Origin of the sequence: Streptococcus sp. HMSC074F05 (assembly GCF_001808725.1) — a bacterium.
GTDB lineage: Bacteria > Bacillota > Bacilli > Lactobacillales > Streptococcaceae > Streptococcus > Streptococcus parasanguinis_I.
Genome location: NZ_KV794411.1, coordinates 353972 through 371157 on the forward strand (window position 1 = coordinate 353972; position 17186 = coordinate 371157).

The 17186-nt window shown below is 41.0% G+C and carries 20 protein-coding genes and 1 tRNA gene; 17 read left to right on the forward strand and 4 right to left on the reverse strand.

The window, feature by feature from the left end:
* Window positions 1-277 precede the first annotated feature (277 nt).
* Entirely contained in the window at window positions 278-1042 is a 765-nt protein-coding gene (locus tag HMPREF2685_RS05480) for a (S)-acetoin forming diacetyl reductase (protein WP_003006860.1), read from the forward strand.
* Window positions 1043-1156: 114 nt separating this feature from the next.
* Here HMPREF2685_RS05480 and HMPREF2685_RS05485 read toward each other — a convergent pair whose 3' ends face one another.
* The 3 genes from HMPREF2685_RS05485 to HMPREF2685_RS05495 form a co-directional block, all read right to left on the reverse strand.
* Complete coding sequence (locus HMPREF2685_RS05485) at window positions 1157-1399, reverse strand: type B 50S ribosomal protein L31 (protein WP_003016441.1); 243 nt, start codon at window positions 1397-1399, stop codon at window positions 1157-1159.
* 161 nt (window positions 1400-1560) lie between these two features.
* Complete coding sequence (locus tag HMPREF2685_RS05490; protein WP_070465794.1) at window positions 1561-2145, reverse strand: lantibiotic ABC transporter permease; 585 nt, start codon at window positions 2143-2145, stop codon at window positions 1561-1563.
* A 95-nt stretch (window positions 2146-2240) separates the two neighbouring features.
* Complete coding sequence (locus HMPREF2685_RS05495; protein ID WP_070465797.1) at window positions 2241-3185, reverse strand: DHH family phosphoesterase; 945 nt, start codon at window positions 3183-3185, stop codon at window positions 2241-2243.
* A gap of 148 nt (window positions 3186-3333) precedes the next feature.
* On the opposite strand from HMPREF2685_RS05495, the gene HMPREF2685_RS05500 reads away from it, so the two are divergent.
* The 15 genes from HMPREF2685_RS05500 (at window position 3334) to HMPREF2685_RS05570 (ending at window position 14667) form a co-directional block, all read left to right on the forward strand.
* Window positions 3334-3603, forward strand: a complete 270-nt coding sequence (locus HMPREF2685_RS05500; protein ID WP_049474993.1) for a TIGR04197 family type VII secretion effector — start codon at window positions 3334-3336, stop codon at window positions 3601-3603.
* 17 nt (window positions 3604-3620) lie between these two features.
* Window positions 3621-3980: a DUF3958 family protein gene (locus HMPREF2685_RS05505; RefSeq protein ID WP_049474862.1), complete on the forward strand. Its 360-nt coding sequence runs from the start codon at window positions 3621-3623 to the stop codon at window positions 3978-3980.
* Complete coding sequence (locus HMPREF2685_RS05510; RefSeq protein ID WP_070465802.1) at window positions 3970-5889, forward strand: DUF3114 domain-containing protein; 1920 nt, start codon at window positions 3970-3972, stop codon at window positions 5887-5889. The genes HMPREF2685_RS05505 and HMPREF2685_RS05510 overlap by 11 nt, the downstream gene beginning before the upstream one ends.
* A 34-nt stretch (window positions 5890-5923) precedes the next feature.
* Window positions 5924-6457 carry a cobalamin biosynthesis protein CobN gene (locus tag HMPREF2685_RS05515; protein WP_239681876.1) on the forward strand — a complete coding sequence of 178 codons (534 nt, stop codon included), beginning with the start codon at window positions 5924-5926 and terminating at the stop codon, window positions 6455-6457.
* Window positions 6458-6573: 116 nt separating this feature from the next.
* The gene (locus HMPREF2685_RS05520) at window positions 6574-7017 is read left to right on the forward strand and encodes a flavodoxin (protein WP_003007049.1); all 444 of its coding nucleotides are present in this window, start codon (window positions 6574-6576) and stop codon (window positions 7015-7017) included.
* A 63-nt stretch (window positions 7018-7080) separates the two neighbouring features.
* On the forward strand, window positions 7081-7353 hold the full coding sequence (locus HMPREF2685_RS05525; RefSeq protein WP_049506315.1) for a chorismate mutase: 273 nt from the start codon (window positions 7081-7083) through the stop codon (window positions 7351-7353).
* A gap of 46 nt (window positions 7354-7399) precedes the next feature.
* Window positions 7400-8563 carry a chloride channel protein gene (locus tag HMPREF2685_RS05530; protein ID WP_186821451.1) on the forward strand — a complete coding sequence of 388 codons (1164 nt, stop codon included), beginning with the start codon at window positions 7400-7402 and terminating at the stop codon, window positions 8561-8563.
* 123 nt (window positions 8564-8686) lie between these two features.
* On the forward strand, window positions 8687-9034 hold the full coding sequence (rplS, locus tag HMPREF2685_RS05535; protein ID WP_021153086.1) for a 50S ribosomal protein L19: 348 nt from the start codon (window positions 8687-8689) through the stop codon (window positions 9032-9034).
* A 43-nt stretch (window positions 9035-9077) separates the two neighbouring features.
* Window positions 9078-9149, forward strand: a tRNA-Arg gene (locus tag HMPREF2685_RS05540).
* A 460-nt stretch (window positions 9150-9609) separates the two neighbouring features.
* Window positions 9610-10164: a hypothetical protein gene (locus HMPREF2685_RS05545; protein ID WP_049513781.1), complete on the forward strand. Its 555-nt coding sequence runs from the start codon at window positions 9610-9612 to the stop codon at window positions 10162-10164.
* A gap of 268 nt (window positions 10165-10432) precedes the next feature.
* Window positions 10433-11146 carry a DUF6572 domain-containing protein gene (locus HMPREF2685_RS05550; protein ID WP_261710684.1) on the forward strand — a complete coding sequence of 238 codons (714 nt, stop codon included), beginning with the start codon at window positions 10433-10435 and terminating at the stop codon, window positions 11144-11146.
* A gap of 346 nt (window positions 11147-11492) precedes the next feature.
* Window positions 11493-11780, forward strand: coding sequence for a hypothetical protein (locus HMPREF2685_RS05555; RefSeq protein WP_223345585.1), 288 nt, complete (start codon window positions 11493-11495; stop codon window positions 11778-11780).
* A gap of 287 nt (window positions 11781-12067) precedes the next feature.
* Window positions 12068-13036 (forward strand): DUF6287 domain-containing protein, encoded by a 969-nt coding sequence (locus HMPREF2685_RS05560; protein ID WP_070465809.1) that lies wholly within the window; start codon window positions 12068-12070, stop codon window positions 13034-13036.
* Between the two features lie 173 nt (window positions 13037-13209).
* Window positions 13210-13701, forward strand: a complete 492-nt coding sequence (locus HMPREF2685_RS05565) for a hypothetical protein (RefSeq protein ID WP_070465810.1) — start codon at window positions 13210-13212, stop codon at window positions 13699-13701.
* Between the two features lie 153 nt (window positions 13702-13854).
* Window positions 13855-14667 carry a PrsW family glutamic-type intramembrane protease gene (locus HMPREF2685_RS05570; protein WP_070465811.1) on the forward strand — a complete coding sequence of 271 codons (813 nt, stop codon included), beginning with the start codon at window positions 13855-13857 and terminating at the stop codon, window positions 14665-14667.
* A gap of 287 nt (window positions 14668-14954) precedes the next feature.
* Here the strand turns inward: HMPREF2685_RS05570 and mnmE are convergent, their stop codons facing one another.
* Window positions 14955-16328, reverse strand: a complete 1374-nt coding sequence (gene mnmE / locus HMPREF2685_RS05575; protein WP_037607860.1) for a tRNA uridine-5-carboxymethylaminomethyl(34) synthesis GTPase MnmE — start codon at window positions 16326-16328, stop codon at window positions 14955-14957.
* Window positions 16329-16489: 161 nt separating this feature from the next.
* Between mnmE and rpiA the strand changes: the two genes are divergently transcribed.
* Window positions 16490-17161 carry a ribose-5-phosphate isomerase RpiA gene (gene rpiA, locus HMPREF2685_RS05580; protein ID WP_070465812.1) on the forward strand — a complete coding sequence of 224 codons (672 nt, stop codon included), beginning with the start codon at window positions 16490-16492 and terminating at the stop codon, window positions 17159-17161.
* The last annotated feature ends 25 nt before the right edge of the window (window positions 17162-17186 follow it).

Below are 17186 nucleotides of genomic sequence, written 5' to 3' on the forward strand. Positions count from 1 at the left end.
TCATGTAGCTTTTACAGAATAGAACAGTTATCTGTTTTGGCTAAAAGCTTTACTCTATTTCACGCTTTCGTTCATTTATCACTAAATAAAAATATCATATAAATAAACTATTTTTTTTCAAAAAAACAGGCTAGAGTTTGAAATGTTTTTCACAAAAGAGTATACTGTTAGCATAGTTTTGTCGGGAATTTATGATAGACCCCATCAAAACTAGTTGTCAACCCTTGCTGTTCTATAGGAACGTTTGCTGGTATCATTGATACCAAGGAGGAATCATATGTCTAAAGTAGCTATTGTCACAGGTGCTGGTCAAGGAATCGGTTTTGCAATCGCAAAACGTTTGGTGCAAGATGGCTTCAAGGTCGGAGTATTGGACTACAATGCTGAAACAGCTGAAAAAGCAGTTGCTGAGTTGTCCGCAGAAAATGCTTTTGCGGTCGTTGCTGATGTATCCAAACAAGCAGAAGTAGCTGCAGCTTTCCAAAAAGTTGTTGACCATTTTGGAGATTTGAATGTTGTCGTGAACAATGCAGGTGTTGCGCCAACTACACCACTTGATACAATTACAGAAGAACAATTTACGCGTACATTTGCTATTAACGTTGGTGGCGTGATTTGGGGTGCTCAAGCTGCACAAGCTCAATTCAAAGCGCTTGGCCATGGCGGAAAAATCATCAATGCAACTTCACAAGCAGGGGTTGTAGGTAACCCTAACTTGACTGTTTATGGTGGTACTAAATTTGCAGTTCGTGGTATCACACAGACTTTGGCGCGTGACTTGGCGGATTCAGGCATCACTGTCAATGCGTATGCACCAGGTATCGTCAAGACTCCAATGATGTTTGACATTGCCCATGAAGTTGGTAAGAACGCAGGTAAAGATGACGAATGGGGTATGCAAACATTCGCTAAAGATATCACTTTGAAACGTCTTTCTGAACCAGAAGATGTAGCAGCGGCTGTCAGCTTCCTTGCTGGACCTGACTCAAACTACATCACAGGTCAAACCATTATCGTGGATGGTGGTATGCAATTCCATTAAGATGAAAAAAGAGGTTGGGATCAACATCCTAACCTCTTATTTTGTGCGTTCACAATAAAAGAAACGGAGATCAAAAAAACCACTCCCGAAAGGGAAGTAGTTCTGTGTTGGTTCTTATTTGAGACCGTATTTTTTGTTGAAACGATCCACACGTCCATCTGCTTGAGTGAACTTTTGACGTCCAGTGTAGAATGGGTGTGAGTCTGATGAAATTTCAACACGGATCAATGGGTAAGTTTCACCTTCGAATTCAACTGTTTCGCTAGAGTACTTAGTTGAACCGCTGAGGAACTTGTAACCAGTAGTAGTGTCCATGAAGACAACAGGGCGATATTCTGGATGGATATCTTTTTTCATTTTGCAATATTTCCTTTCTGCCATGGTCTCTTTCCGAGCCATAGATTGTTACTAAGCTAGTGTACCAAATTTCCAGGATCTTGACAAGTATTTTCACTAATTTTATTTAAATTAATGGTCAAAAAAATCACCATGGCAGGACCAAGGCGATAATGATCTTATTATTGTTCAGATTGATTTGGATCTTTTGGTGCTTCAACTGGTTGATCAGCTTGTCCCTCAGTGTGTTCGTGTGATTCTTTTTTGATTTCATTTACAGCAGTTTTTACAGTAGAAGTTGTCACGCGTCCAACAGATTGGGCAAATCCTTTACCAGATTCAGCAAGTTCTTCGAATGTTCCTTTTGTGATTTTACCACCTGACATCGCCAAGAGACCAGTTACAACAATAGCGATGCTTGCAATTAAAGTGAGGATCAAACCAAAACCGATTGAAAAGCCATAATCACCAATTCTTATAGTAACATCACCAAAATTAATAGTGCGATATAGTGTAAAGATAGTTGAGAATGCTCCCGCTACAATAACACCCATTGCGAAATCTTTAGACATTGGTGTGTTTACGTTGTTTAAGCAAGCAAGAATGATGGAGCCAATTGCAAGAAGGATAACAATCCAAGAATGTACTTCAAGACCACTAATACTACCTGATCCAACTATACCCATCGAATAAGTACCCCAAGGTAAGAATGATCCAAGAATCGCCGCTGCAGAAGAGATAACGATAAACAAACGATTTTTTTCCATAAAAAGCCTCCTTAAAAATTTAATAGATTTATTTTACCATAAGGTTCTTGAATTGAAAACCCCAGAAAAACGATAAAAAGGCTGAGAATCCATTCTCAGCCTTCGTTCGTGCGAGCCACTTCTTGTAGCTCTTTGTAGATTTGGTCGTTTTCTTCGAGGGAGTAGGAGTTGGCTCCACTCGCTAGTGGATGGCCACCACCATTATGTCGTTTGGCAATTTCGTTGATCACTTTTCGTTTGCTACGCATCCGGACTCGGAAGTGACCGTCGGCCTGCTCGACAAAGATAGCCCAAACAGACACGGTATCAATGCGCCCAGGTGCCCCAACAATTGCAGCAGTCTCTGAATCACGTAGATCGAATTTCTTCAAGAGCTCTTGTGTCAATGTAACACGCGCAGCACCATGTTCATCGATCTCAAGATGGTCGTAGACATAGCCTTGAAGCTTAGCGGTTTTGAGATTGATCGTATCCATCTGACGAGCAAGTGCTGTAAAATCAAAGGGAATGCTTCGAAGATAGGCAGCGATCTCAAAGGTCCGAGTCGAAGTAGCAGGATAAAGAAAGCGACCTGTATCGCCGACAATCCCAGCATAGAGAAGACGCGCAGCACTAACAGGAAGTTCGAGATCCAATTCCTTAGAAAAAAGTGCGATCAACTCACTGGTAGAGCTAGACTCAGTATCAACCCAGAGCAGATCCCCATATGCATCGTCATTTGGGTGGTGGTCGATCTTAATCAGGAAATCACCATTCGTATAGCGCTTGTCATCGATGCGGGGAGTATTGGCCGTGTCACAGACAATCACCAAAGCTCCAGCATAGTCCTCATCGCTGACAGTATCCATCTCAGCAAGCCAAGTCAAGGTTGGTTCATCATAGCCAGTTGCCAAGACTCGTTTTTGAGGGAAGTGCGCACGCAGGAGATCCCGCATGCCCACCTGGCTACCAATCGCATCCGGATCCGGATTCTGATGACGGTGGATAATAATCGTGTCATAAGCTTGAATCTTTTCAAGAATTTCATTCATTACGTTCATACATTACCTCATTTTCTCTGTCAATTTTAACATAAGAAAGGCCCATCCAGCAAGCATTTATCACTAATCAGGAGCTGTGGAAGCGGTTTTACAGAAGATCAATATTTTGGTAGAATGGATAAATAGATTTAGTATGGGAGGGACTAGGATGATTGAAATTAAAAGTAATGCTGATACGGCGCAAGAGTTAGCGGCTTCTTTAAAAAGTAGTGGAGATGCACTTTCGGGAGTTTCATCAGCTTCAAAAGATGAACAAACCAAACTATCTGGTAATGATGCGGCCCATCAAGCCATTGATACTGCTAAAACCAAAGCAGAAGAAATTGCAGCGGCGATTGAATCAATCGGGACCAACTTGCAAAGTGTTTCAATTGGATTTACAGCAGTGGATGAAGCGACTGCTGCGAGCATTCAATAGCTTGAAAGAGTAGGAAGATGAATCACGATCAACAACTATCGGAATTAAGAATACAAGAAGACCAACTTTCCCAAAAAGAAAGAGAAATTGTAAGAGAAAAAAGAAATCTGGAAGATGAGTTGAACCGCTTTGAGGGCTATAGGTCTGATGCGCACCGTTATTTATGGGATGCATTTGAATCCTATCCTTCCTCTAGAAATTTTTTTGACCAACTTCAAGAGGGATTTCTTCATGAATCGCGAAAAATTTCAAATAGTTATTTAGAAGAGCTGGATGAATTAGCTATTCAAAAAAGAAAAGTCGAAGATGATTTAAATGATATCTATCATGAACGGAAAAAATTAATGATTGAAAAGGAGTGTGACGATGGGAATTGAAGTTTATCGCGGTATTTTGGATAGCCAAGCTAGTAGCACAGGTACTATGATTGAGCAACAATTGAAAGCCTATGAATCACTAGAAGCATCATTAACTCAAATAGAAAATTCTGCCTCGCGCTTGTCTGGCCAAGCTTACGACTCTTTTAGAAGCTTTGTGACAAGTGTTGTCCAGCCATTGAAGGAGGCCGGAGTAGCTTTAGCAGAAGCTACACAAGAAAGTGTGAAGAAGCTTCCAGCATCCTATCGCTCGGAGGTGGCTGACGAGGACTTACAGGAAGAAAAGTTGGTTTCTGATATTGAACAGTGTGATCGGATGATTGCTATCTTTCATGCAGAGATCAATGAAATTGCTGCTAGTAAATCGACTAGTGCTGGAGATTTTCAAAGGTTGCAGAGATTACAGAGGATTCAAGGCTTAAACGTATTAGAAAGTATTTTTAAAGCTACTAAAAATAAACTACAAGAAAAATTAAATAAACTCAGAGCGTTTAATGCATCATCGCCAAGTATCTTCTGGGAAATTGATGTCTTAGCCCAAGCTATTCAAATAGCTGTCAATCAAATTAACGTAGCGTGGAATCCAAATACTGGAATGTATTCTATTCCAAAGGATTTATCCTGGTCTGATCTCGTAAATGAAACGATTAAGAATAAAGAGTTTAAAAATGAATATTTGCCAAAGAAACCAAAGGATGTAACAGCGTTCGAATATAACCAATTTCTTACGGGATTACGTGAACAATCAGTGAACCTCAAAGAAATAGATGGCTGGGATAAGGATGCCATCAAAGGTTATGTTAAAGGCGTTTCAAAAAGAACTGCTGATGCCAAGACAGGCAGTGAGTTAAATGCAAGGAGAGATGCTTTGTATGCAGAAACCAAGGAGATTGGATCAGATATCTATACAGAAATGTATGCTAGTAGTAAACTCGATTCTGAAGCGAAAGTTGAACTGGTTCTTAAGCAATTAGGTGCAGAAACGGATGGTAATCTGTTTATGCATTTGACAAGCAAAACGCATAAGATTTCAGAGAATCTACCACCACATGGTGATTTCAACATGTATTTCAGACGTGATGTTGTAAAAGCATTCGGTGATAAACATCTTAATTACAAAGAAGATTTACTTAGGCAGCAAGTCCATTTCTTCCGCTACTATCTGGATCGTCAAGCGATTTACTATATTCGGAGTCACTACGAAGGCGCAAATGATTACGAGAAACTGTTAGCATATGGTAAAGAAAATAATATTGAATTTGATTACACAACCGGCTCTAACTACCATAATCGCTTTACTCCTAAAGATGGCTTTAAACGTCCCTATAATATGAAGGTTCAAGTCCCTCAGGGCAATTCAGCTAAAGGAAAAGATTTGAACAATGCGCGGATGGTGGAGTTTATTGTGAATTTAGATACCGGCGAGTTTGAGAGTCAATGGGATGCCTATGACAATCATAAACTAGCAGATGGTCGCTATGATTCCAATCCAGGAAAATATTCTAATGAAGAATTAAGAGAAATCGCCAATACGGAGTCCTTTAACTATGGTCCCTCAACAGGTCAAAATTCAGATGTTACTAAGTTTTACGAAGGTAAACATGGAATGCTCGATGTGGATGGCACTCCTGAACCAGCTACTCGAGTTAGAGCTAAAGAGTTATTCCGTTATGAAAAAGACTTGGGCAAAAAAGATGAAAATACAGGACATGTTGGTCAATTTGCGGATATTGTAAGGAAAGGGAACCAAGATTATGAAACATGGCAACGAAATACAAAAGGAATGTCAGAAGAAGAAAAAGTGGAAGAGTATAATAAATTTAAGAAATCTCTTAATGGCAGTGCTGATAATAATACTGGCTATTATGACTATACTCAAAGTCAATTCTATCCGAAAGACCACCAGTAGTGCGTATGATATTTTACAGAAACAGAGATTTGTTTTGGTACAAGATAAAAATGACTGGGGAAAAGAGTGGAGTACTGGAGTAGGATTTGATTTAAAAGATAAGGAATTGTACAATTCGTATTTTGCAGTTATTAAGAGGAATAAATTATATGGTGGTTATGGAAATTATGGAACTAAAGAAATGTACCAACGTTCTTTTAACAGAGAAATATCATCCATTTTAGTTAATCTGAAAATTTCACCAGATGAAATCAAAAAGAATAATTATCAAATTACACGCTCACCAGATTCTTTAGTAAATAAAGAATTATTGAAAGAGGAATATCCGCCAGAATTTGAAGGTAGATATTCTATCAAGGATAGTCAGTTTTCCAAAGTTCGTATCACCTACAACAAAGAATTCTTACCCACTAAAATCGAATGGTACTATAAGGGTGAAGAAGGCCTCAAATGGTACACTTGGCGCACCTATTCGTATCCCTTCAAAAATAAGTCTAATTTTGACAAGAAGTTGGATGAAGAAATCGGAACTATTAAAGAAATTCAAGAAGAAAACGAGGGCGATTAGGTTGAATCGGTCCAAATTCTTGAAACGTGTCCCTTCTTTCACCTTATCGGGAAAGGTTTCGTGCAAAATGCTTGAAAAAGTGGTATAATACGGGAAATAGCTTTTGGGAGGAAATTATGACTGTAGCGAAGATTGTTTTTGCTAGTATGACTGGAAATACTGAAGAAATTGCTGATATCGTAGCGGACAAATTCCGTGATCTTGGTGTCGAAGTAGATGTGGATGAATGTACAACTGTGGATGCGGAGGACTTCCTTGATGCGGATATCGCAGTGGTAGCGACTTATACTTACGGTGATGGAGAGCTTCCAGATGAGATCCAAGATTTCTATGAAGATTTGGCTGGCCTTGATCTCAAAGGCAAACTTTACGGTGTGGTAGGATCAGGTGATACCTTCTACGATGAATTCTGTAAAGCAGTTGATGATTTCGACCGTTGCTTCGCTGCGACTGGTGCTGAAAAAGGCTCTGAGTGTGTCAAAGTTGATTTGTCTGCAGAAGATGAAGACATTGAAAAATTAGAAGCCTTTGCAGAAGAACTTGTAGCAAAAGCAAATTAATGACAATGAGGCTGGATCGATGGATTACAGCTTCGATTTATATCCAAAATAAAGAGGAGACACATGGATTTAGATCAGATTCGTAAGGACATTGACCAGATCGATCAAGAGCTTGTAGCCTTGCTGGAAAGACGGATGGTCTGTGTCGGTCAGATTGTAGAATATAAGGAGCAGCAGGGCTTACCTGTGCTCGATCAAGGAAGGGAGAGAGAAGTGCTTGAGAAAGTCGGGTCTCTCGTGATGGATGAGCAGTATCGTGCGACCATTCAAGCTCAGTTTCAAGATATGATGAAGCGCTCGAGAGACTTCCAAGAGGAGGTGAGGGCGCGTGACTAGTCTATCTATCAAGCAAAAAGCACAACAGTATGTGGTCCTAACAGGGATGGCGCTTTTCATTGGTCTCTTGGTTGGTGCCATTGACATGATTTTTGGTCAAGGTCTTCTCCTGATTGGAGATTTCCGAAGCCAGCACTGGCCTTTGATTCTTTTCCTGGCCTTAGCGGGGCTTGTTATCGTTTATCTTTATAAACGTTTTGGTGGCAAGGCTTCAAAAGGGATGGGCCTCATCTTTGATGTTGGACACGCGCGTGAGGAGAAAATCCCCTTGGTCTTGGTGCCTTTGATTATGCTGACGACCTGGATGAGCCATCTCTTTGGTGGTTCGGTCGGTCGGGAAGGTGTAGCGGTCCAGATCGGAGCGACCCTTTCGCACCGTTTTGCCCGTCATATCAAGATCCCGGATGCTTCGCGTATCTTTCTCATGACTGGGATGGCAGCCGGTTTTGCGGGGCTCTTTCAGACGCCACTCGCAGCAACCTTCTTTGCCCTTGAAGTCTTGACAGTTGGGGAGTTGCAGTTGATGGCTCTCTATCCTGCGCTCATCGCCTCAATCGTGGCTAGTTTCACCTCTCATGCCCTTGGTTTAGAGAAATTTGCTGTGCCACTTAGAGAAACGCTGAGCTGGACACCAGAGACCTTGATCAAAGTTGCCCTTCTGGGCCTAGCTTTTGGACTCGCTGGGAAACTCTTTGCAGTTAGCCTTTCCTGGTTGAAGAAAACAGTCGCGAAAGTCCTGCCTAATCCTTATATCCGGATTGCCCTTATAGGGGCTGGACTCAGCTTGGTCCTCTTGACCCTCCAGCTGACCAAGGTCGGCACTTATAGTGGACTTGGAACCAATCTGATTGATGTAGCTTTTCATCAGGGTAGTGCGCAGAGTTATGACTGGATCTTGAAGCTCCTTTTTACCGTGGTGACCATCTCAGCTGGATACCAAGGAGGAGAAGTGACACCGCTCTTTGCGATCGGAGCTACGCTTGGAGTCTTTCTTGCTCCTATGCTAGGGTTACCCGTCTTAGTCGTGGCCGCTATCGGTTATGCCAGTGTCTTTGGCAGTGCGACGACGACCTTGCTCGCACCGATCTTGATTGGAGGAGAAGTCTTTGGCTATGCCAATCTGCCATTCTTTGTCATTGCTTGCGCCATCGCCTATTGCCTGCCAAAAGAGTGGAGCATTTATTCCGGTCAAAAAGTTGCGAAAAAGTAGAGAAAAGAGCTTTACAAACCTGAGATTATCTGATATGATAGTTTCTGTGCGTAATGGAAGCACAAAAATACAGTTTATCCGCTGAGGGAGGTCCCTCAAGATTGACGAAGATAGGAGAATAAAATGAATCCATTAATCCAAAGCTTGACTGAAGGTCAACTTCGTACTGATATCCCTGCATTCCGTCCTGGTGACACTGTTCGTGTACACGCGAAAGTTGTCGAAGGATCTCGTGAACGTATCCAGATCTTTGAAGGCGTTGTTATCGCTCGTAAAGGTCAAGGACACACTGAAATGTACACTGTTCGTAAAATCTCTAACGGTGTCGGTGTTGAACGTACATTCCCAGTACACACTCCACGTGTAGACAAGATTGAAGTTGTACGTTACGGTAAAGTACGTCGTGCGAAATTGTACTACCTTCGTGCATTGCAAGGTAAAGCAGCTCGTATTAAAGAAATCCGTCGTTAAGACGAACAAGGAGGCGGGAGTGATCTCGCTTCTTTTTTTATCGGTCCCCTTAGTTCAATGGATATAACAACTCCCTCCTAAGGAGTAGTTGCTGGTTCGATTCCGGCAGGGGACAATATAGATAAGTAAAACACTGATTCGCCAGTGTTTTTTCTTTAGCCAAATGTTGGCAAAGGTCATAAAATATCCATGGTGTGGTATAATAGGGGAAAACGTAACATTGATTTTTTAAGGTAGTCTCATCATTTTGGAATACCAAATTTAAAAGACTTCTAAGTGATTTACAAGTTTGGCCTAAAAGAGATATAAGAAAAGGAAGAATAATGAAAATTTTTGGTATAAGATCTACCATCACATTTGACTATGAAAAGGCTATGCTTTAAAAGCAGAGGTAGAATTGTTGACTGATGGAAGCTTTATTGTATATAGGTTAAGTATACAGAATTGGGAGCCACCTACAACCACATTCGTATCACACAGAACGAGATAGATAAACTTGTCGAGGAAGTGGATTCCATGATGACTGAGCAAACAATACATCTCGAATTTATCTGAGTTAGAGTAGGAGAAGGATGATGAAAATTGATTACGGTGAACGGATGGTCACATGGGAGTGGGATGGTTGCGTAATAAAGATAGAACTACCAGATATCATTCATGCGGAATATAATAAAGATGAGAACATTGTTATCGTCTATAGTGGAGAAAACTTTGTAAGCAAAATCATTTTCTACTTTAGTTTAGAAGGAAAATTGTTATGGCAACAAAATTTACTAGAAGGAACCCTGGATTGGAATCATAATGGGAAGCATCAGATTAGTTTTCATCATTTACATCATCTTCGCTTTAGCCCTAAATATCAGCGTATCTTCAGTATATTTCGCTCATCCAGCGATTTTGACGTTCCATCAGAACTAGAGGTTTATAATTTAGAAGGTAAGAAAATCGACCAAATTGAATCTCCTTCAGGATTTACTATGTTATATATTTCTGAGATAAGTAAGAAGAAACTGAGAATTGTATGCGAGGCTCTTAAAGAGGATTGTTTTGATAAATCTGGTCGAAGAGATTTCTATTTTAATTTGGAGTTAGAAACTAGAAAATGGGTAAAAGATGGCATCGCCTATTGAGGAAGAGCTTGAGACATTAATTCCACTTGCTGAACAAAAATGTATTGACCGGAGAGGCAAACTTCCAGACGATTATGTATCACCATTGAAATAGACAAAAAGAAATAGTATGACAACAGAAATTCAACAATACAAAAATTGTACGATATTAAAAAACAACAATGATTATCAGATTCTGTGGAGTAGAGGGAAAGAAGTGCTTAACTTTCCCATTAGCCAAAAATTAGCAGAACGTGTTTCAAAATCAGAAAAAGATGCTTTAGAAGTAATGTTTTATTGTGAACATCATCTTTGGCCAAAGGCAGATGAGTTAGATGATTATAATCATTCCAATACGATTGTACATAGAGGCGATGGATTTGTTGTATATGAAACAGATGGTTATTACGAAATTAGCTTCTTTAAAGAAGTTGGAGGAGCTATGGGCTCAGAAGTATGCTATCCCATTACTAAGGAACTAATGGATAAAGCATTTCAATCTTCTAGGGAAGCATATGAGGTGATGATTTATGCCGAAACAGGGCACTGGCCCTTAAGTAAGCAAGATGATATTGATAGAAACTATATACGTAATCATCCTGAAACTATGCTACCAAATATAGAAGATCAACGTGAGTTGTTTGATGTTGAAGAGTTTAAAGCTCTTGTAAAAAAAACTATTGTTTCAGAACTAGAACCTAGCGAACTTGACGCTATTGGTATAGTTGATAATCATTTAGAGCTTCTTCTGGTGGATCCAGTTGGCTGGGAGGAAGAGATAGAAGCAGTCCATCTGGAAATTCTGCAGGAAAAAATTAACAATTACATTTACTTCCTCGAAAGCAAGCAATATGTGGAGAGATATGGCGATAAGTTTGATAAGAAAATCGTCCATATCACCTTCCAATATTCTCCATCAGATAACGGCTTAGCCTTCCTCGCAGCGGTTCAGAAGGTATTGCAACCGACGGATATGAGCTTGAAGGTAGAATTGCCGGAGTAAAGAACAACTAAGAAGAATAAAATTAATCAATTTATGAGGTATTAAAAGTATTAAAGCGAAGGTCAGTCAAAAAATGAGATAGTTAAAAAGTAGACCAAAATTTTCTAAAAGCCTATTAGAATAGGCTTTCTAAGCATATTTTATATTTCGGCAGGGGACAGAGATAGAAAAGAAAACACTGACAGTTGAACTGCAGCCCAAAAGTTAGATTTTTTCTGTCTAACTTTTGCGGAGTAGTTCACTTATGACCGAGTGTTGATGTTTTAGAGCTGTGTTGTTTCGAATGGTGCCAAAACTTATTTTTTGTATGATATAACAGAATATTTTAAAAATGAAGGGGTTTTCTATGGAAAGTGATGTGTTTTTTGATTATTATTTAAAATCACTTAGGTTTCATTTGGGTGATAGGTGTAAGGATATTGGATTTATAGAGTTTTTCAAAGATGAAAATAATTGTTTTATTACTATAGAGGATTATGTTTTGGAATCATTTGTAATATTGTCAAATATTTTGAGTCAGAAGAGGATTGTGTTTTCTTGTGGAATTATTTATAGTAAGGGGGTAGTTACTGGAGTAGAAGTATGTATGAATGTATTAGAGTTAGAAAGATTAAATAATTTGTACAAGATATAGTTTTGAAGCATATTAAAAAAATAAGGGAAACTGTCTATGTAGGATGTGTGGAGTTGATAGTATCAATGTTTCCTTGTTTTAGAGCTGTGTTCTTTCGAATGATCCCAAAACAAGAAAAACAAAAAATGATGGTCTAGGAGCTCGATACATTGAGCTTCTTTTTCTTTAGAAATTCAAATCATAATTTTACAGACTTTTATGTCATTAATTTATTCTCCCCCTCCTCTTTTTCTTTGACTCTCCTTTCTTATTTTTCTAAAATAGTAGGTGTGTGAAGGGAGATTGATATGAAAAAAGGTTTGGTAATTGTGCTTTCTGCTTTGGTCTTGGCTTCGTGTGGTCGTCCTCAGAGAACGGTGTCGCCTAAGAGTTCGGATACCAAGCAGACCAGCACTTCGGAAAAGAAACAGTCTGGTATGGATTTGAAAGCCATTAAGGCTAAGGACTACTCGAGTATCAAGGGGACTTGGATCGATGGTCGTGGCAATGAGCTGGTCTTTGATGACAAGGGCTTGGTCAGCGAGGATGTTGAGCTTGATGCATCGAGCTTTAAGCAGAAGGAACAGGTCGCTGAGATGACGGTCAGTGCCAAGTCGGGTGTTGGAGGCTACGGTCTCTTGCTCCTTCCAAAAGGTCAGAAAGCGGGCAAAGACGATGCTTCGGATAAGTCCAAGGACCGGATCTGGGCTGGTCAGTCACCGGCTTATGGCGATGATGACAATTTCTACTATCGCAAGAAAGAGCAGCCGAAAGATCGGGAGCAAGCTGATACAGATGATAGCAGTAGTACGTCTAAAACGAGTAAGGCTAAGAAGTGGAATACTCGCCCGGATGTCGAGGTCAAATCTTCGAAGAAGGCGGATCAAAATGATTATCCAGGCTACACCGATGCTCAGGTTGAAGCTGCGCGTGTCTGGGCTTATGTGATCAAGAACGTGCCATCAGAATTAAATATTTCAAATAGTGCAGCTGGAACAAAGATTTATAATGGTGGCTTGGGCGTTGATTATCCCAAAGATGTGCGTCATCTATTTGGTTCTTATTCAGCTGAAGGAAATATCACTTACGCATCTAACGGTGATGGGACGGTGACGATCTATCCTGTACCGAGCCACTGGCAACAGTCTGCGGATGAGCTTAATAGTGAAGAGTTTATGACGCAATTTACCCAAGGAATCTTGGATCATGCGGAGACAGTGACTTTGCCAGATGGGGATCCAGATATGATTCGTCAGATTCTTGCCGTACTGAAGTAAGAGAGAGATTATGGTAGAATAATATTAAATGATAATTTTTAAACTATTAATTATCTAAGTACTTATAAGATTATAAAATTAAAATTTTGGAATGTCTTTTACTGGAAGCTTTATCTAATTGTGGTCAATTACAGGTCATTTTCGACTTGTTAAAAATTAAGAGGAGGTAATCTATGAAAAAAACTATGTTTGCAACAATGACCATTCTCTCGCTATTTCTGTCATCGTGCGCGCAAAAAGAAGTGAAGAATGAAGACAAAAAAGAGCAGTCTACTGAACAGAGTGTAAAAGATTCTACAAAGGAAAGTAAAGAATCAGTGGTCAAAGGGATGAATCAAGCCCCTACCTCATTGGTTGGAAATGAAAAACCTAATGTAGTATTTGCTTATATGCTTCAAAATCAAATCAATGGCAAAAATGAGATAGCGAGAGTGTATTATAATGAAGAGTATCTGATCCTTGTCTTCTCTGTATCAGAAAATATGCTATCTTTAGCAAATATAAATCCAAAAGATTATTGTAAGACGCTTTTTGATTTAAAAGAAGAGATAGTAAAGCAATACAATGCAACTCAAAACAAACCGAGCAGTATAAAACTTAAAATATATGATAAAGATGAGAAGCTCTTGGCGACGGAGGAAAATGGAGCGTTGGTGATTAAGTAACTAAATTTAGTCAACCATTTGTCGCCATCTACGTTTTACATTTTTCTCACTAATCCACATTTATTGTTTTTTTAAGCTGATCCTGTTACAATGATATTACTCGGAAAAGACTGGGCTTCCAGCCTTTTTCATTTCACTTTAGAAAGGTCTTTTATGAAACGCAAATCGATTTTGTTTCTCTATTTACTCTTGCTAGCGATCGGCCTAGCCTATGAGACCCAGTCACTGACAGAAGGCTGGATGTCTGGTAGTCAGTACGGGATTGTGGGACTTTCTACCCTGATCCTTTTGGTTTATGCACTTCCTGCTGTTTGGGCTCTCTTTCATTTTGCGAAGAAGTGGAAGTTGTCTTGGGTACCGGTTCTCTTTTCTTTATTAGGAGGGGGCTTTGTTGCCGGTTGGTTGTCTAGCTTTGCCAATACCTATTTCCATGACATGATTCAAGCGATCGCTCCAAATAGCGACTTTTGGAACCAGTACGAGAGTGCCATCGCTGCGCCCCTCTTTGAGGAACCATTTAAGTTGATTCCCATCTTCTTTGTCCTCTATTTGTTCAGTGTCCGTCGCATCAAGTCGATTTTCCTCTTGGCCATTGCCTCTGGTCTTGGTTTCCAGATCGTGGAGGACTTTGCCTATATCCGTCAGGATCTGCCGGGAGGTTTCTCCTACACGGTGTCTGGGATTCTCGGGCGTGTGGCTAATGCGCCCATGTCTCACTGGGTCTACACAGGTCTTGTTATGCTAGGGCTCTTCCTAATTGTCCAAGCAAGCAGAGGACGCAAGGATTTACGTCTAGCAGGCTGGGGATACTTAGTAGCTGGATTCGGACTTCATTTTGTTGGCAATTCACCTTTCTCACAAATCGTGACCGAGTTGCCGATTGCGATTCCAGTCTTGAATGCTATTGGGCTCTTCCTGATCTACCAAGCTTATCAAGACGTCGAGCGATTAGAACAAGCAAAATAAGAAAAATGCGTATGTTTGCACACATACGCATTTTTCTTATTTTGGACCAACTGTTTTACTGCTTTTGTATAAACTGGGTGATCCTATAGCTGTAAACTAAATTCTATTTTAAAAGAAATATTTGAGACTTTCCGCTGTGAGAAAAGTGCTTGAAACATTGTTGTTTCAAGCACTCGGGAGTTTTGAAACGTTAGATTCAAAACTAAGTCATGGAACTTCTTCGAAGTTCGCTGACGTCCGTACTCACCTAAGGAAAGTCTCTAAGAGTATAGGATCTTAAAATAGATTTATTTACCAAGACAGAACTGGCTGAAGAGTTGGGTAATGAGTTCATCTGGAGCAGCATCTCCTGTAATTTCTCCGAGGATTTCCCAGGTGCGGGTGAGATCGACTTGAAGCAGGTCTACCGGCATACCGAGGGCCAGGCCTTCGTTGACCGCTTGCAGGCTTTCAACAGCTTTTTCGATGAGGGAGATGTGGCGGGCATTAGAAAGATAAGTCGCATCTTGCTCAACCAGCCCAGCATTTTCGAAGAAGAGGGCATTGATCCGGTCTTCAATTTGATCGATGTTTTGGTTTTTCAGAACGGAAATCTTGATATGATCTTCCGGCAGTTGGTCGATTTCGATCTTCTCTGGGAGGTCGACCTTATTGAGGAGAATGATGCGGTTGCTATCTTGAGAGATTTCAAGGAGTTGGCGGTCTTGATCGGTCAAGGGCTCGCTAGCATTGAGAACGAGGAGGACTAGATCGGCTTCCTTGAGGGCTTTTTTCGACCGTTCGACACCGATTTGCTCAACGATGTCTTCGGTCTCACGGATACCGGCTGTATCGACCAATTTGAGGGGAACCCCGTTGATGTTGACGTATTCCTCGATAACGTCACGGGTGGTCCCTTCGATATCGGTAACAATGGCTTTTTCTTCGCGAAGAAGATTATTGAGGAGGCTAGACTTGCCAACGTTTGGACGACCGATGATAGCAGTAGAAATCCCTTCACGCAAGATCTTTCCACGGCGGGCAGTCTTGAGGAGGTTGGTCAAGAGGGCTTCAAATTCACTGGTCTTTTCACGGATGATCTCAGTGGTTGCTTCTTCGACATCATCGTACTCAGGATAGTCGATATTGACTTCAACCTGGGCCAGGGTATTGAGGATCTCTTGGCGCGTGTTATTGATGAGGTCAGACAGGGAACCATCGAGTTGTTTCACGGCGATGTTCATAGCCTTGTCGGTCTTTGCGCGGATGATGTCCATGACGGCTTCAGCCTGGGTCAAATCGACCCGACCATTCAGAAAGGCCCGCTTGGTAAATTCACCAGGTTCAGCTAATCGAGCGCCTTCACGAATGACCAATTGCAGGATTTCATTGGTTACGGCAATCCCGCCGTGGGTATTGATCTCGATGATGTCTTCACGGGTAAAGGTCTTCGGCGAGCGCATAGCTCCAACCATGACTTCGTCGAGAATCTCGTCCTTATCTGGATCTACGATATGACCGTAGTTGAGCGTGTGGCTTGCGACCTTGCTTAAATCTTTCCCTTTGAAGATCTTTTGCGCAATGGCAAAGCTGTCTGTCCCGCTCAAGCGGACGATCCCGATCGCCCCCTCACCGAGAGGGGTCGAGATGGCAGCAATAGTATCAAATTCTTTAGTAATCATGTCATTTCTCTTTTCCTGTAGATTCATCTCTATTCTATCGTAAAGTCAGCGGACGGGCAAGGTTTTGCTTTTAGAACTAAAACTGGAAAGGTTTTCAAATAATTAGTGAAATCTCTTACAGAATATGCTATACTGTAAGAGAATATAAAAGGAGGTCTATGATGGTAAACCTAAAAGAACAGGTAGGAATTAAGGCGGCTGAGTTTGTCAAAGACGGCATGATTGTCGGTCTCGGTACAGGGTCAACTGCTTATTATTTTGTGGCTGAATTGGGTCGTCGCATCAAAGAAGAAGGCTTGCAGATCACAGCTGTCACAACGTCGAGTGTGACCTATGATCAGGCTGAAAGTTTAGGCATCCCGCTCAAGGCTATCGACGATGTCGAAGTGGTCGATGTGACAGTAGATGGCGCAGATGAAGTGGATCCTCAATTGAACGGGATCAAAGGTGGCGGTGGGGCTCTCCTCATGGAAAAAATCGTCGCAACCAATTCAAAAGATTGCATTTGGATCGTGGATGAATCCAAACAAGTCGCAACTCTTGGGGCATTCAAACTTCCAGTGGAAGTAGTGCAATACGGGGCTGAAAATCTTTTCCGTCACTTTGAGCAAAAAGGCTACCATCCTGATTTCCGTCACGCGGATGATCAACGTTTTGTAACCGACCAAGGCAACTTTATCATTGACTTGGACCTCAAGGTGATCGAGGATGCAGAAGCTCTATCCAATGAACTGGATCACACCGTAGGCGTCGTAGAGCACGGTTTATTCTTGAACATGATTTCAAAAGTGATTGTAGGGACACCAGATGGCCCTGTCATCATTGAAAAATAGAGAGTGGGACAGAAATCGGTAATTC